The sequence below is a fragment of the Paraglaciecola mesophila KMM 241 genome (assembly GCF_000315015.1).
Taxonomy (GTDB): domain Bacteria; phylum Pseudomonadota; class Gammaproteobacteria; order Enterobacterales; family Alteromonadaceae; genus Paraglaciecola; species Paraglaciecola mesophila.
On sequence record NZ_BAEP01000074.1, the window covers coordinates 47,664 to 64,114 of the forward strand.

At 44.2% G+C, this 16,451-nt stretch carries 10 protein-coding genes and 1 pseudogene; 10 read left to right on the top strand and 1 reads right to left on the bottom strand.

The window, feature by feature from the left end; genetic code table 11:
* Positions 1-99 precede the first annotated feature (99 nt).
* The 4 genes and pseudogenes from malQ to msrB all read left to right on the top strand — a co-directional run bounded on the left by malQ (position 100) and on the right by msrB (position 7,156).
* Positions 100-2,295 (top strand): 4-alpha-glucanotransferase, encoded by a 2,196-nt coding sequence (gene malQ / locus GMES_RS17565; protein ID WP_006994109.1) that lies wholly within the window; start codon positions 100-102, stop codon positions 2,293-2,295.
* Between the two features lie 50 nt (positions 2,296-2,345).
* The gene (gene glgB, locus GMES_RS17570; RefSeq protein WP_006994110.1) at positions 2,346-4,535 is read left to right on the top strand and encodes a 1,4-alpha-glucan branching protein GlgB; all 2,190 of its coding nucleotides are present in this window, start codon (positions 2,346-2,348) and stop codon (positions 4,533-4,535) included.
* A gap of 3 nt (positions 4,536-4,538) precedes the next feature.
* Positions 4,539-6,643: pseudogene (glgX, locus tag GMES_RS22990) on the top strand (glycogen debranching protein GlgX).
* 129 nt (positions 6,644-6,772) lie between these two features.
* Entirely contained in the window at positions 6,773-7,156 is a 384-nt protein-coding gene (gene msrB, locus GMES_RS17580; protein ID WP_006994111.1) for a peptide-methionine (R)-S-oxide reductase MsrB, read from the top strand.
* Positions 7,157-7,289: 133 nt separating this feature from the next.
* On the opposite strand, the gene GMES_RS17585 is transcribed toward msrB, so the two are convergent.
* The gene (locus tag GMES_RS17585) at positions 7,290-8,075 is read right to left on the bottom strand and encodes a DUF2989 domain-containing protein (protein ID WP_226990330.1); all 786 of its coding nucleotides are present in this window, start codon (positions 8,073-8,075) and stop codon (positions 7,290-7,292) included.
* A gap of 187 nt (positions 8,076-8,262) precedes the next feature.
* Here GMES_RS17585 and GMES_RS17590 point away from each other — a divergent pair, with 187 nt between their 5' ends.
* From GMES_RS17590 to GMES_RS17615, 6 genes are all read left to right on the top strand, one after another.
* The gene (locus tag GMES_RS17590) at positions 8,263-9,723 is read left to right on the top strand and encodes a glyceraldehyde-3-phosphate dehydrogenase (protein ID WP_006994113.1); all 1,461 of its coding nucleotides are present in this window, start codon (positions 8,263-8,265) and stop codon (positions 9,721-9,723) included.
* Between the two features lie 304 nt (positions 9,724-10,027).
* Positions 10,028-11,155: a M14 family metallopeptidase gene (locus GMES_RS17595; RefSeq protein WP_006994115.1), complete on the top strand. Its 1,128-nt coding sequence runs from the start codon at positions 10,028-10,030 to the stop codon at positions 11,153-11,155.
* A gap of 88 nt (positions 11,156-11,243) precedes the next feature.
* Positions 11,244-12,917, top strand: a complete 1,674-nt coding sequence (locus tag GMES_RS17600) for an alanine/glycine:cation symporter family protein (protein ID WP_006994116.1) — start codon at positions 11,244-11,246, stop codon at positions 12,915-12,917.
* 94 nt (positions 12,918-13,011) lie between these two features.
* Positions 13,012-13,338 (top strand): hypothetical protein, encoded by a 327-nt coding sequence (locus GMES_RS17605; RefSeq protein ID WP_006994117.1) that lies wholly within the window; start codon positions 13,012-13,014, stop codon positions 13,336-13,338.
* Positions 13,338-13,619 carry a YeaC family protein gene (locus GMES_RS17610; RefSeq protein ID WP_006994118.1) on the top strand — a complete coding sequence of 94 codons (282 nt, stop codon included), beginning with the start codon at positions 13,338-13,340 and terminating at the stop codon, positions 13,617-13,619. The genes GMES_RS17605 and GMES_RS17610 overlap by 1 nt, the downstream gene beginning before the upstream one ends.
* Positions 13,609-16,407, top strand: coding sequence for a DUF349 domain-containing protein (locus GMES_RS17615; RefSeq protein ID WP_006994119.1), 2,799 nt, complete (start codon positions 13,609-13,611; stop codon positions 16,405-16,407). The genes GMES_RS17610 and GMES_RS17615 overlap by 11 nt, the downstream gene beginning before the upstream one ends.
* Positions 16,408-16,451 lie beyond the last annotated feature (44 nt).

Consider the following 16,451-nt stretch of genomic DNA (forward strand, 5'->3'; position numbering starts at 1 on the left):
AGTTTTATTTAATGCAAACGTATTCAACTTCGCCTGACGTTGGCTTTGATTGATAATAGTAAGCTGAACATAGTCCCCATTTATAGGAATTACACATTAATGACAGCTTCATTGATTGATCAGCTCGTAGAGCATCGCGGTATTGAGTCAAATTACACCGATGCGTGGGGTAAACCTGCCACCATCGAATCAACAGTGAAAAAGAAGCTGTTAGGCGTTATGGGATATAACGTTGATGATCAATCTGCTCTAGAAGAGCAAGTGAAGCAAGAAATGATCAAAGATTGGTTAACGCCACTCAATCCCGTTCATGTGCAACGCAGCAATGATGCGCTTTCCTTTTGTGTCCGTTTACCCATCGAGTTGGTGACCGATGAATATAGCGCACAGCTAACACTGGAAAGCGGCGAAGTGATTGCCCATTCTTTCGAGCCAATCGACGGCGAACTGGTTAACGTGAATCATATCGATGAGATAGAGTTTCACGAATACTACATCACAATTGAATGCAACTTGCCTTTGGGTTACCACAACTTATCACTAGTTGCAGACGGCGAATCGCTAAGTGAAATGCGCGTCATTATCGCGCCTCATTCGTGCTATCAACCTCAAACGCTATTAGACGGTAATAAAGTGTGGGGCTTGAGTGTGCAACTGTATTGTCTGCGCAGCGATAATAACTGGGGAGTAGGGGATTTTAGCGACCTAGCTTATTTGACAGCTGAAGCTGCGAAAACCGGCGCGGATTTTATCGGCTTAAATCCTATACATTCTCTGTACCCTGCCAATCCTAACGCTTGCAGCCCTTACGGGCCTTCATCTAGACGTTGGTTAAATTTCATTTACATTGATGTCGCTGCTGTTGAGGGGTATGACCAAGACAGCACCAAGGCTATTGTGAATGCTGCTGAGTTCCAAGCGGCTATACAGCTAGCACGTGGCAGTGAGTTAGTAAATTATCCAGCGGTTACGAAATTAAAGCTTGAAGCATTAAGCGCTGTGTTTGACTGGCAATGCCAGCAATATTTCAGCAAGAACACGACCCAAAACCGTGCATTCAAAGCGTTTGTCGAGCAAGGCGGTGAAAGCCTACAGACCATCGCAGTATATGATGCATTGCAAGAGGATTTAGCCTTAAAAGGCAAAGCTTCATGGGGATGGCCGGTCTTCCCCCCAGAGTACGCCGATTTCAACGCGCCAGCAGTGGCTAAATTTGCCAAAGCAAACGCCAAACGTGTGCAATTTTTCTTGTGGTTACAATGGCAGGCTGCCCAGCAATTTGAAAAAGCCAATAAAGTCGCTCAAGACCACAAAATGCAAATTGGTCTATATCGTGATTTGGCTGTAGGTGTAAGTGAAGGCAGCGCAGAGATTTGGGGAAACAAAGCGTTGTACTGCACTGAGGCAAGTGTGGGAGCGCCACCAGATATTTTAGGGCCGCTTGGGCAGACATGGGGATTGCCACCTATGGACCCACACAAATTATACGAGCAAGCGTATCAACCTATTATTGATTTATTCAGTGCAAATATGCATGCCACCGGCGCTTTGCGAATTGATCACGTGATGGCTCTGTTGCGCTTGTGGTGGGTACCAAAAGGGGATAGCGCTAAGGAAGGAGGCTATGTTTATTATCCTGTGGATGACTTACTTGCGATCTTGGCACTAGAGAGCCATCGCAATCAATCTATGGTTATAGGAGAAGATTTGGGCACAGTGCCGGAGGAAATCCGTGAAAAGCTGGCGGATAATGGCGTTTATTCTTATCGCGTGTTCTTTTTCGAACAAGCCAAAGATGGCGGGTTTTATTCGCCTAGTCACTATCCGGTGCAATCAATGTCGACGTTAACCACGCATGATATGCCAACCTTAAATGGCTTCTGGCATTGCGACGATTTGGCGTTAGGCAAGGAACTAGGCTTGTATCCAACACAAGAGATCCTTGCAAGCTTGTACGAGAGCAGACATGATAACAAACAGTCGATTTTAGATACCTTGCATGGTCATCATTCTATTTCTGATAAAATCAGTCGGGATGTGAATCAAGTGGGTATGACCAAGGGACTCAATTTTGGTATGCAAACGCACATGGCTGGCGGTTCGAGCTCTCTGCTCAGTTTGCAGCTAGAAGATTGGTTAGAAATGGATAAACCCGTTAATATTCCGGGTACATTTAATGAATACCCGAATTGGCAACGTAAACTGACTCAAAGTTTACAACAGATTTTTAGCAACCCTGAGCTACAAGCGTTAGCTCATCGCTTGACTGAGGTAAGACGTCAAGCAAAGCAATAAATAACTCAGGCGGCCTGTATGTCAGGCCGCCAACACTGCAAGGCGGCACAATGCAATTAGAAAAACAGCTACAACACGCTCAATGTACCTTTCCTTTTTCTTATCTAGGTCTTCTCAAAACCAATAACGCTTTTACGATCACAGCCTGGATTCCAAACGCCACTAGTATTAAGGTGATTGATTTAGTGACGGACAAAGCGATAGGCAGCCTTAAGAGACAAGCTCAGAGTGATCTGTTTACGGCTGAGTTTACTAAGGGCAATCCCCCTGCAGTGTATGCATTTGAAGTTGAAAACGCTCAAGGCAGTTATCGCATCATCGACCCTTATCAATTTCAAGATCAAGCCTTTCATGCAGTCCATTTCGTTGATCATTTGCCAAAAAACGTATATCAGCAATTAGGAGCGCAATTAATCGATTTAGAGGTCGGTTTGAAAACACCTATCGCCGCCACCCGATTTGCCGTGTTTGCGCCCAATGCCAGTGCAGTATCTGTTATTGGAGATTTCAATTATTGGGACGGCTCATGTTTGCCTATGCAAAAAACCGATTTCGGTTATTGGGTGTTAGTTGTGCCAGGCGTTAAAGCCGGTGATAAATACAAGTATCAAATCAAAGATGCCCACGGTAATGAGCTGCCGCACAAGGCTGACCCAGTTGGCTTTTATGCTGAACAATACCCGTCCCATGCCTCGGTGGTATTTGATCACGAGCAATACCAGTGGCAAGACACGAAATGGCAACAACAAGTCAAAGGGGATAAATACACACAGGCCATGAGTATCTATGAGGTGCACTTAGGCTCATGGAAACGCCCAGATAGCCAATCTGGCAAAACTTATCTCAGTTACCATGAATTGGTCGATGAGCTTATCCCTTATGTTAAAGACATGGGATACACCCATTTGGAACTGTTGCCTATTTCGGAGTTTCCATTTGATGGTTCCTGGGGGTATCAGCCTGTAGGCTTGTTTGCACCTACCAGTCGCTTTGGTGGGCCAGATGACTTTAAGTATTTTGTTGATCAATGTCACCAAAATGGTATTGGCGTCATCATCGATTGGGTACCTGCGCACTTCCCTGAAGACGGCCATGGTTTGGCACGCTTTGATGGCACGCATGTGTACGAATATGAAGACCCACGTAAGGGCTGGCACCCTGATTGGAACTCCTGTATCTATGATTTTGGCAAAGACACGGTACGTCAATTTTTAGTGGCTAACGCATTATTCTGGTTAGATAAATATCATATTGATGGACTTCGTGTTGATGCGGTGGCGTCTATGCTTTATTTAGATTATTCCAGAGAAGCAGACGAGTGGGTGCCTAACGTGGACGGCGGTAACCACAATTACGAAGCCATTAGCCTATTGCAATGGATGAATAAAGAAGTGTATTCCCATTACCCTAATGCGATGACTATTGCGGAGGAGTCTACTTCATTCGCTAAGGTGTCGCGGCCGGTATTTGAGGGCGGGTTAGGATTTGGCTTTAAGTGGAATATGGGCTGGATGCATGATTCGCTGCACTATATTTCTAGAGATCCCTCTTATCGTAGATACCATCACGGGGAAATGACTTTTTCGATGGTGTACGCGTATGACGAGAGCTTTGTATTGCCTATTTCTCACGACGAGGTAGTGCATGGTAAAGGCTCGCTATTGCGTAAAATGCCAGGTGATGAATGGCAGCAAGCGGCGAATCTACGTTGTTACGCCGCCTTCATGTATGCCCACCCAGGCAAGAAACTTAATTTTATGGGGAATGAAATAGGGCAATCGGCAGAATGGAACCACGACAGTTCTATTAACTGGCATCTTCTTGAGTTTGATAAACACAGTGGCATACAAGCGTTGTATCGAGATTTGAATAAACTTTACGCTGATTACCCTGCATTACATGAATTAGATCATGATCCCGCGGGCTTTGAGTGGATTGACCATGAAAACGCTGAGCAAAGCACCTTAGCCATGTTGCGACAATCAAAAGAGGGTAAGCAGCAAGTTTATGCTGTGAGTAATTTTACACCCGTGCCACGCACCAATTTTCGCCTAGGCGTTAAGGCCCCAGGTGAATACAGCATTTTGCTCAACACAGATGATAAACAATATTGGGGCAGTGGGCATAGCCAAAATAAAACCATCAAAGCGGATAAAACGCCTTGGAACAACCAAGCCTATTCTATTAGTGTTTCGTTACCTCCTTTAGCAACCGTGTTTATTTTGTATAAGGGACAGTAAGTAATGACAGTGTCAGATTTAAACGTGCAGCCAGGGAGCGCTACTTATTTAGGCGCCGTACTCGATGAAAATGGTTGTAATTTTGCCGTGCATTGCCCCAACGCTGATCTGGTTCAACTGTGTTTGTTTAGCAGCGAAGATGAGGTAGAAATTGCGGTTATTGACGTTCCCGCTAAAACGGGCAAAGTGTGGCACTGCTATATTGAAGGGATCCAAGCGGGGCAGTTGTATGGCTACAGAACATCTGGTGGCAACAAAGAGGCTACTGGTTTTCGCTTTATGCCGGAAAAACTGTTAATCGATCCGTACGCCAAAAAGTTGAGCCGTCCGATGTTTTGGGATGCAAAGCTATATTCTGGCGACAGTCAGAAAATGGTTGCCAAAAGCGTAGTCGTTGCAAATTCAGCATGGCAAGACCGCCCAGCAAAACCCAATACTCCTCTAGATCACACTGTGATTTATGAGGCCCATGTAAAAGGTATGACAGCACAGCACCCGAACATTCCGCCTGAGCTAAAAGGGACGTATTTAGGCATGTGCCAGCCTAGCGTCATTAAGCATTTAAAAGACTTAGGGATCAGTGCCGTTCAATTAATGCCAGTGGCGGCCTTTATGCCTGAGCCTTACATCACTAATAAAGGCCTAACCAATTATTGGGGCTACAACCCGATAAACTATTTCAGTCCTGAACCAAGATATGCAGTAGATGACGCTATCGGTGAATTTAAAACCATGGTGGATAGTTACCACGAAGCGGGCATCGAAATAATATTAGACGTGGTGTTTAACCATACAGCTGAAGGAGGTTTAGACGGTCCCGTCTTGTCTTTTAAAGGGTTTGATAACTCGTCTTGTCTTTTAAAGGGTTTGATAACTCGTCTTTCTATTTATTTGAGCGCAATGAATACGGGGCTATTGATTACACCAAGTTCGTAAATAATTCTGGCTGTGGCAACAGTGTCAACACGGCTTTTCCATATGTCCTTAAGATGGTCATGGATGCATTACGCTACTGGGTACAGGAAATGGGAGTGGATGGCTTCCGCTTTGATTTGGCTGCAAGCTTAGGTCGCGATCCTTACGAGTTTTCAGCCTTGTCAGGTTTCTTTAGAACGATACGTCAAGATCCTGTGTTAATTGGCTGCAAGTTAATTGCTGAGCCTTGGGATATTGGGCATGGTGGTTATCGTTTGGGGCAGTTCCCGTCTAACTGGCTTGAATGCAATGACAAATACCGAGATACCGTGCGTGCATTTTGGCGCGGTGATAAAGGTACCACCAGTGATTTTGCCACCCGCTTGCTTGGCTCAAGGGATGTATTTCCCAAAGAAAGTCGTTCTATTTTAACCTCAGTAAACAACGTGAGCTACCATGATGGTTTTACCTTGCATGACTTGGTCAGTTATCAAGAGCGCCACAATGAAGCAAATGGCGAGCAAAACCGTGATGGACACGGGCATAATTTGTCCGCTAATTACGGTGTAGAAGGCTCAACCACTGATCTAGAAATCATTGCTATCCGCGAAAGGCAGAAACGCAATTTGTTCACCACCTTGTTGTTATCGCAAGGTATACCTCATATATTGGGTGGTGATGAACTAAGTCGCACCCAACAAGGCAACAATAACGCCTATTGCCAAGATAACCCTATCAGCTGGCTTGATTGGGACTTAGACGCTACCCAGCAAAAGTTTTTATCTTTCTGCCAACATGTAATTGATATTCGCAAGCAAAGTGTGCTGTTGCATCATTTGCAGCTCCAAGATGACAATTTTGACTTATCACACAACGTGGCAAAAATTTACTGGTATCGCCCAGACGGGGCTCGAAAATTAGAAGATGATTGGCATGACCCTGATAATCAATGTTTTGCTGTTGAGCTGCGTGGGGAAGAATATGCTACCGGTGAAACGACAGAACATTGGTTAATCGTATTTAACGCCAGTGATCACGACGTTAAGTTCAACTGCCCCACTTACGAGGTGAATCAACGTTGGAAGTTGGTACTTGATACGCGTTATGCACAGTTGAGTGAACAACCTGAAGTCGTGGTGCAAAATTGCTATAAACAAGCCAGTAATAGCATTTGTTTGTTCAACGCCATTTAGCATCACAGATGGCACAAGGTTTAGCGTTCGGCATTGAAAGAGAAAGGGTTTAATAGGTAAGTATTGGAAAACCACAATGTCATCCCCATTTTGGTGTCTAGCGTATAAACAGAGAATTGAGGTAAAACGATGAAATTATCTGAGCAAGAATGGCGTGAAAAACTCAGTGATGAAGAGTTCAGGGTGACGCGCCAAAAAGGCACTGAACGCCCTTTTACTGGTGAGCTGTTAGATAACACTGCGCTCGGTGATTACGTATGTCGTTGCTGCGGTGAGAAGTTATTTGACGCCCAAGACAAATTTGATGCGGGCTGCGGTTGGCCTTCGTTTTCGGCGCAAAGTGCAGATGAAAATGTCGAGTTTCAACAAGACAACAGCCATGGCATGCAGCGCATCGAGATCGTGTGTAAAAACTGTGATGCGCATTTAGGGCATGTCTTTAACGATGGACCCGCCCCAACTGGGCAACGGTTTTGTGTAAACTCTGTGTCTTTGGCCTTCAATAAAACGTAAAACTAGCGACTTTTGCTCGTTATGTTGAATAAAACACCCTCTAAATTGATAAAACTAAAAAAAAGTAATTTTTTTAGTGAAAGTTTTTTTCAGATGTTGGTTGTTTTTTGTACAGTTTAGGGCTTTGATACGATCAAAGTGAAAATACACGGTCGTCAATTTCTTCTTTATATTGCTCTGCTTTGTCTTCGAGTGACGTTATGTCGCTTGAGGCAGGTAGGGCATTTCTGATGTCAGTTAAGCTGATATTCTCCACTTTAAACTCATGGGCTAAGTACGCCCATATATAAGCCTCAGGATAATTTTCTTGTTTCAGGTTAATGGTACTCAGGCTCACGAAGATATTGGTATCAATATCTTGATCTTCGGTATAAAGCGATAATGCCTTATATAATGCGCCTTTGGCCTTTTCCAAATCAAATTTCACATAATAAGAGGCTAAGCCTAGTTGCAGACTCGCGGTATTCAATTTACCTTGTTTTTCGAGTGCTAAAAAGTGGGTTAATGCGTCTTGCTTACCAAAGCGAGACCAGTGATAAAGTAATAAATGTGGCTCTTTTGAATTTCGCGTTTTGCGGATTAATCGATTTAACTCACGCTCTGCACTGACGGCTGCTTGTCTGCGCTTAGTTTGCTTTTCTACTTGCACTATATGTTCAATTTGTGCCGCTTTATTTATGCACACTTTGTACTTTTCAAAATCCTCAAGCAGATAATAGTCAAGTAGTTCGCTAGGGGACTGCTGGTACGCATACCTATGCTTAATGATTCGACTCTTCTCAGCCAAACACCAACCGTCAGGATTAAGGTCGTCACAAAATTCAGAGTGCTCTTCGCATATTTTTGTGGCTGTCATAGGAAACAGCATATCGCATCCCGAAAGAGCAAAAATAGACAGTAGGATGCCAGTGATCCGCATAAATTCCCTTGTAGTTAAATTACCAATATATTGCCATTTTATACAGCAAATTACTGAATTTAGTAAATTTTCAACAATTTGGCGCAAACAGAACCTTTGATTAGAATAACCGCCCATTTTGCTTTATCCAAGCAATCTCGTCGCTTTTTATGGGCCAACTTACGTTTTTTGAGAGTTTTTAAAGATCATGAATCAACAATCTGAACAAGCATTAATGAGCAGTTGGCAAGAACGTCAAGAGTACGCAGAGCGTATGTTGCCGTTATTGGGAAATTTGTATCGCAACAAAGCCATTGAAATATCAATTTATGGTCGCCCTATGTTAGGCGCTTCTACCATTGATATTATTAAGGCTCATCGCACGGTTCGCCTAAAAGAAGGCACTAAGTTACGCCTACGAGAAAGCTGGCCCTTACTTGAGGAATTAAGCAAATTACCTCTTGCCCCAGCACAAATTGATCTTGGAAAACTCGCCTACGCGTTTCATTTTAAAGATGAGCACAAGGGGAAAAGCATTGAACAATATTTGCGCGAAGAACTGGCCGATATCCTAGATGTGGACGACAGTCACGCTGCACAAGATGTGGTGTTGTATGGCTTTGGCCGTATAGGTCGTTTGTTAGCCCGTTTGCTCATAGAGCGCCAGGGCAAAACCAATAAACTACGCTTAAGAGCAATTGTGGTGCGTGGCGGTAAAGAAGGCGACTTGGAGAAGCGCGCAAGCTTATTGCGCAGAGATTCCGTGCATGGACCATTTAATGGCAGCATAACCGTGGATACCGAGCGTAATGCGATTAAAGCCAATGGCTCATACATCCAAGTGATCTATACCAACTCGCCAAGTGAAGTCGATTACAGCCAGTACGGTATTGAAAACGCCATAGTGGTGGACAACACAGGTATGTGGCGTGATGAAGCAGGTCTTGGCCAACATTTAACTTCAAAAGGTGTGAAAAAAGTGCTGTTAACGGCACCCGGTAAAGGCACCATTAAGAATATCGTTTACGGCGTAAATCAAAACGATATTCAATCTCAAGATACCATTTTGTCAGCCGCTAGCTGCACTACCAACGCCATCACGCCTGTTTTAAAAGCGTTAGATGAAGAATATGGTATCAACGGTGGTCATGTTGAAACAGTGCATTCATTCACTAATGATCAAAACCTGATTGATAATTTTCACAAAGCAGATCGCCGTGGACGCAGTGCTGCGCTGAATATGGTGATCACCGAAACGGGCGCTGCAAGTGCCGTTGCTAAAGCATATCCGCAGCTTGAAGGTAAGCTCACAGGGAGCTCGATACGCGTACCGACTCCAAATGTATCCTTAGCGATTTTAAATTTGCACTTATCGAAGGAAACCGACAAAGCGCAAATAAATGAATTTTTGCGCGATGTTTCGTTATTTTCACCGCTACAAAACCAAGTGGACTACACCAGCTCGAAAGAGATAGTGTCGACTGATTTGGTCGGCTCTCGTGCCGCGTCTGTGGTTGACTCTCAAGCAACGATTGTTGCCGGTAATAGAGCCACCCTATACGTGTGGTATGACAATGAATTTGGTTACAGCTGCCAAGTTCTACGCGTTGTTCAAGATATGGCAGGCTTGCATTACCCAAGTTTACCAAAGGTAAACTTGGCTGTTTAAAGCCGAATGTAAAGTTCAATTCAAAGTTTACTGCAAGGCTGAGTATTGAGCTAACACACATCGAGTTTCTGAGTGGGCGTGTTACTTTCTTGTTTAGGTAGCACGCTTTTTTATTGGCTGAATGTTGTTGCTTAAATGCACAAATTTTCCTGCTAACCCAAATTGCCTGCTCACCCAGTAAAGAATAGGAGTGTGCGGCAGGGTAAAATGTTGCAAATCTCCTATACAAAAAGCAGCGCATCCTTGGCTTTTTAGTCTGACAATATGCTAAATTGACCGCGGTTAAATTAGATGGACAGTAAATGTGAGAATTAGTAGCAATTTTGACAGTGGTAATATTCGCGTTATATCAGCACAGAACGAAAGCGACATTAAACTCGCTATCAATAAAGACAATCAGTCTGACTTTTATCAGTGGTTTCATTTCAAATTAGATACCCGCCCTTGGATATCCCATCGTCTCACCATTACCGACCTTGAACACTCAGCTTATCCTGAAGGCTGGAAGAACTACCAAGCCGTAGCGTCTTACGACAGACAAGAATGGTTTCGAGTGGAAACTGAATTTGACGGTGACAATCTCGTTATCGAACATACCCCCGAACAAGGGCAAATGTACTTCGCGTATTTTGCGCCTTATGGCTATGAGCGCCATTTAGATTTATTAGCTTGGGCACAAAGCAATGCCTTATGTGAAGAGACATTTCTTGGTAATACCCTAGATGGACGAGATATGTCTATGTTGACCATAGGCGAGCCAGGTGAAGGCAAAAAAGCAATTTGGATAACTGCACGTCAGCACCCTGGCGAAACGATGGCGCAGTGGCTCGTGGAAGGTCTGCTAGAGCGCTTATTGGACGAAGACGACGGTCTTGCTCGCTTGTTGTTAGATAAAGCCGTGTTCTATGTTGTACCAAATATGAATCCCGATGGCGCTGCTCGCGGGCATTTACGTACCAATGCAAAAGGGGTAAATTTAAATCGTGAATGGGCAACGCCTAGCATGGAGAATAGCCCAGAAGTCTTTTTAGTGACTGAAAAAATGCAGCAAACTGGCGTTGACTTGTTTTTAGATATGCACGGTGATGAGGCGCTGCCTTATAATTTTGTAGCCGGTAGTGAAGGGAACCCGAACTACGATGGACGGATTGCTCAGTTAGAATCATCTTTTAAAAATGCATTACTCACGGCAACGCCTGAATTTCAAGATGTGTTCGGCTACGACAAAGATGAACCAGGTAAAGCAAATATGACCGTTGCAACCAATGCAATCGCTCATGCGTTTTCTTGCTTGGCGTATACCTTAGAAATGCCTTTCAAAGACAACATAGAAATACCGGATACAGCCTATGGCTGGTCTCCAATTCGTTGTAAGCAACTGGGCCAAGATGTGCTTGTTGCCATACGCGCTGTGGTAGATGAATTGCGCTAAGCAGTTCATCTACATGTTTTACCATTAGACTTAACATCAAAAAATAAAATAATAACGATTAAAAACAAAATAAAGTAAGGGGAACAGTGTGGAAGGCTTTCATGACTTATTGAAGATGCTAGATGGAATGCTTGGGGGCGCTTGGTGGTTTCCTTATGTGTTGCTTGGAACAGGTTTATTTTTTACGATTTATTTAAAGTTTCCACAAGTGCGCTTCTTCAAGCATGCTTGGTTGGTTGTGACAGGGAAATACGATAAAAAAGGCTCCGAGGGTGACACCACCCATTTTAGGGCACTAACGACGGCATTATCAGGCACTGTAGGCACTGGGAATATTGGCGGCGTGGCATTTGCTATTTTCCTAGGTGGCCCTGCGGCGCTTTTTTGGATGTGGGCGACCGCGTTCTTCGGTATGACCACCAAATTTGTCGAAGTGACTTTATCCCATAAATATCGGGTTAAAACCGCGGATGGCACCATGGCGGGTGGCCCCATGTATTACATGGACAGACGTCTTAATATGAAATGGTTGGCTGTCGCTTTCGCAATTGCAACCGTTATTAGCTCATTCGGTACAGGCAACCTTCCTCAAAGTAACAACATAGCGGCCAGTATAGAGTCAACTTTTGGCTTCGACCCTTTAGTCGTAGGAAGCATACTAGGCATTTTGCTCGGTTTGGTTATTTTAGGCGGCATTACGCGCATTGCAGCGGTCACCTCTAAAATTGTGCCCCTCATGGCATTAATATACCTAGTGGGCGCCTTAGCTGTAATTTTTGCCAATCTAGAAAATATCGGCCCTGCGTTTGCCTCGGTGATTGGCGACGTGTTTACTGGTTCAGCGGCAACGGGCGGCTTTTTAGGGGCAACGATTGCTTATGCATTTAACCGAGGTGTTAACCGTGGTTTGTTCTCAAACGAGGCGGGTCAAGGTTCTGCACCCATTGCACATGCAGCGGCTAAAACAGATGAGCCAGTATCAGAAGGCATGGTGTCTATTTTAGAGCCATTCATAGATACCATTATTATTTGTACGATCACAGGTTTGGTTATTCTGTCTTCAGGTGTGTGGAAAGAAAAACACCAAAACGTGTTTGACCGCAGCGACATGATGATTGTTGCGGGCGCTTATTCGGATACCGACGATAACGACAGACAAGAGCTTTACGCATACATCAATAATCTTGATACCTCAACGGTGGCGCCATACAACGGCGATATACAAATAGTAAACGGTAAATCAATTAGCACTGGTTATACCTTGCTCAACGCGCGCTCTGTGGCAGAAAATGTGAAATTTACCTTTGGTGAAGATGAAGACTTGTTTACCGGTAAACTCAAAGTGGTCGACGGTAGTTTAATTAAAGACAATATAGTGGTCTCGGGTAAGTCTTTAATTCACTCAGCAAGTTTGACGGCGCTGGCGTTTACTAAAGGCTTTTTTGGTGAGTCAGGCAAATACATCGTTTCCATTGGCTTATTGTTGTTCGCGTTTTCAACCGCAATAGCTTGGTCATATTACGGCGACAGGGCAATGACTTATTTATTAGGGCCGCGCTCAGTTATGCCTTATCGCGTGGTGTACGTATTTGCATTCGTTTGGGCCGCTGTATCAGATACCACCCTAGTGTGGACGTTGTCGGCAGTGGCTATTGTAGTGATGACATTACCTAACTTATTAGGCATATTTTTGCTGCGCAAAGAAATGAAAGAATCAGTCAATGAATATTGGGATGATTTTAAGAAAGAACATAAATCCTAGTCACGATACCCATAAGTTAAGCGCGGCACTGTCCGCGCTTTCGTGATCTAGTGTCAAGGTGAAATTGTTAACCGTAATAGTAGTGGAGTGAATAATGGCGTTAATTGATTGCCCATCGTGCAATAAGAAAATCTCTGACAAAACCGAAGAATGCAATCACTGCGGTTTCGCTATGGGGCATGCGAGTGAAGAAGATATTGCCCGCAAACGCAATTTACAAAAGTACCTGAAATCACAAAAAATCCAAACCCAGTCAATGATAGCCATGCTGATGTTTGTCTCTGGTTTTGGTTTTATGTACTGGGGCGGAGCCGTTCCAGGTGAAGTTCAATATAATATTGCTGTGGGTGTCGCGATTATCGGTTTTGTTTGGTACATCATCAATCGCGTACGTCTCGTTTTTGTCAAGAAGTCTAATTAATGAACCCAGAAATGTTACTCAAATCGATGACCCCAGAGGTTTATCAAAAATTGTTGCAAGCGGTGGAAACCGGCAAGTGGCTAGATGGCAACCCGTTAACCGAAGGGCAGCGAGAAACCACTATGCAAGCTGTTATGCTGTATCAAGCCAAAATCCTCAAATCAGATCAACATATGACCGTGGGGGCTAACGGCGAAATAGTGCAAAAAAGCCGTCAGCAATTTAAGCAAGAGCTGAATGATAAAAACACCATAGCGCGGTTCACCGAAAATGATATTTAAAAAACTGTTTCGTCCAAAGCATCAAGATCCAAAACCTGCGGTGAGAATAGTCGCTATTGACTCGTTATCTCCCGACTTGCCAGAACAAAAGTCCATTCTGCATGAATTGGCATTTAACGATGAAGATCTGAATGTGAGTTTAGCCGCACTGACAAAGTTGAATAGCTTCGTATTGTGGTACAAGATGGCAGAGATTGCCAAAAACGAACGCGTGCTCAAACGCGCTCAGCAAGTCGTTGATAATACACTGTTTAATGACGATGGAAGCCTATTGAGTAAAGCCCAGAAACGTGAATTTGCCTACGAGTGTAAAAACAGTAAATTGCTAGAGCGCTTGATTAAGCAGCCTTGGGTGCAACAAGAGCCTAAATTGGTACTGCATATTTTATCCGTATTGAATAAACCGCAACTGGCGTTACCTATTTTGTTATCCAGTGATGACGACAGTCTTCAAAGTGCACTTCTTGTGTATGCGGACAATCCAGCAAGTCTACAAAAAATCATAAAAAAAACCTCAAGTGAAAGCATAAAGGCTCAGGCACAAGATAAGTTAAATCAGTTAGCATTTGCTAAAGCCCAACCAATTGAAGTTGAAAAGGGCACGCGTCTGATTTTGTCCCGTCTCTTAGCATTAAAAGAACAACGTGATTATCGAAAGTTGGTGGATACGCGAACCAAACTAAATGACGAATATGCAATTTTCTCAGCACAATTCGATTGTCTATCACAAGAAAAACGCCAAGAGTTTACGGCTAAATATACTGACATAAACAACAAGTTAGAAATTCTAGATGCAGAAATGGCTCCTGTGTATCAGGCGCAGCAGCGCAAACGTGACGTAACAGATGCCGTGGAGCATGCCACAGCAGATACGCAAGCGATGCTGGTGTGGTTGGCAGATATTTTATCTGGCGAGGTATCAAGTGTTACGTTGGCACAAACGGAGCAAGCACAAACAGAAATTCAGAATCGTATGTCTCGTATTGACGCTTTGCTATTAGATGCCAATACAGCGGGCATGACAGTGCAAGCGAAAGCGTTACAGGCTTTACTTGATGCCTTACAGAAACGCCAGCACACGTTCAATCATCTACCAGCATTTCAAGACGCCCTCAAACAAGCGGGTTCGCTATTAACTGACTTTGCGCAGTTGGCTGTCCCTACTCAAGGGGAAGATGTGCTAAGTGCTAAATCGACATTGCAGAGCATGGAGCAGCAGTGGTTTGCGCTGCGTGAAGCATATCAAGACAGTTGGCCTGAAGCGCTAGAACAAAGATTTACGCAATTACAAAGCACATGGCGCAGTGCAATTAAAACCCTGTCAGCAGGCATTACCCAAGATGTGAACCGTATCCGCAGTAAAGCCAAGGCCATTGATGTGCTTATCGAGCAAGGTAAATACAAAGCCGCCATGGGACTCTTTACCAAGGTTACTAAATGGTTTGAAGCGTTACCTGAGCAAGAAAAAGCACGCAATGAGCGCACACTCGAACAGGTTAGCGCTAAAATTGAGGAATTAAAGTCGTTGCAGGCCTACATCGCCTTGCCGCGAAAACCCGCCTTGCTTGAAGAAGCGCAAGCGTTAGTTGATGCCATATTGCCAGTATCATTGCGGGCAGAGCAGGTGAAAGAACTGCGCCGGCGTTGGAATAGCCTAGGTGTGTTAAACACGTCTGACGATGATGCGCTCAATAAGCAGTTTGACGCGTTAATTGAACTCGCTTTTGCGCCATGTCGCGAACACTTCGAGAAGCAACAGTTGCAGCGCGAAAACAATTTTGCGCAAAAACAGGCATTGATCAACGAGATTGGCACATTCGCTGAGCATGGTTTATCGGCCGATGCGTTAGCAAAAGCTATTCAGCAGGTGCAGCAGAAGTGGCAAAACGTCGGTGATGTTGATTTCACTGTTAAAACACAAGTGAACAATGCTTATCGTGAAGCCTTGGCGCCGTTGAAGAAACAAATTGAAGTATATTTCAATGAGAATGCTGAGGTGAAGCAAGCGCTTATCATGCAAGCTCAAGGATTGTCAGCAGTGGAAGAGATTAATGTCGCCATTGAGCAAGCCAAAGCATTGCAAGAAAAGTGGAAACACGTAGGCCAGACTCAGCGTAAAGTTGAAAATGCCTTGTGGGAGCAGTTTCGCCAGGCCAATGATGTAGTTTTTGCTAAGCGTAAAGCACACAATCAGATACAAAAGCAGGAAAATAATGCGCAAGTAGCTGCAGCAGCTAACATATTGCAAAAATTGCAACAGGCGGTTAACGAAGCACAATCATTGAGCGAATTAGACGACACCCACATGATGCAAACTGAACTGGAAGCGCAATTGGTAGCAATGCCTAAAGCGTTAAGCTCAAGTTTATTTCGTCGCTTATCTGGGCTCATTGATGAACGACAAACCAAATTAGAGGGGTTGCAACGCCAATCTAGAGCCCACAGTTTGAGCGCATTATTTGATGTTCTGAAACGCTGGGAAACGCCTGCTTTGCCTGATGATATAGAATCATTGCCTAACCAATGGCAGCAGTCGTTTAAAGCTCTTGGGCAAAGTGATGTACCTCGTCTTAATTTAACCTTGATGCTAGAGATAGTATGCGATATCCCTTCGCCGCAAATTGATGAAGCGTTGCGTAAGGAAATACAGCTGCAATTGATGGCCGATAAACTGCAGCAAGGCGTTGAGTATGATAAATCGTCGTTACTGAAGTTATGGATACAACATGGTCCTGTCGCAAAACAAGAGCAGGTGTTGTTAACCCGCGCTCAACGATGCTTTGCTTAGGCAAGCGTTATCTACCGTTTACAGCTGTTTCGCCTAGGAATGCC

What these genes read in the sequence shown, in the direction of transcription:
- malQ (WP_006994109.1), top strand. Translation starts at nt 100, where the DNA reads ATGACAGCTTCATTGATTGATCAGCTCGTAGAGCATCGCGGTATTGAG.
- glgB (WP_006994110.1), top strand. Translation starts at nt 2,346, where the DNA reads ATGCAATTAGAAAAACAGCTACAACACGCTCAATGTACCTTTCCTTTT.
- msrB (WP_006994111.1), top strand. Translation starts at nt 6,773, where the DNA reads ATGAAATTATCTGAGCAAGAATGGCGTGAAAAACTCAGTGATGAAGAG.
- GMES_RS17585 (WP_226990330.1), bottom strand. Translation starts at nt 8,075, where the DNA reads ATGCGGATCACTGGCATCCTACTGTCTATTTTTGCTCTTTCGGGATGC.
- GMES_RS17590 (WP_006994113.1), top strand. Translation starts at nt 8,263, where the DNA reads ATGAATCAACAATCTGAACAAGCATTAATGAGCAGTTGGCAAGAACGT.
- GMES_RS17605 (WP_006994117.1), top strand. Translation starts at nt 13,012, where the DNA reads ATGGCGTTAATTGATTGCCCATCGTGCAATAAGAAAATCTCTGACAAA.
- GMES_RS17610 (WP_006994118.1), top strand. Translation starts at nt 13,338, where the DNA reads ATGAACCCAGAAATGTTACTCAAATCGATGACCCCAGAGGTTTATCAA.
- GMES_RS17615 (WP_006994119.1), top strand. Translation starts at nt 13,609, where the DNA reads ATGATATTTAAAAAACTGTTTCGTCCAAAGCATCAAGATCCAAAACCT.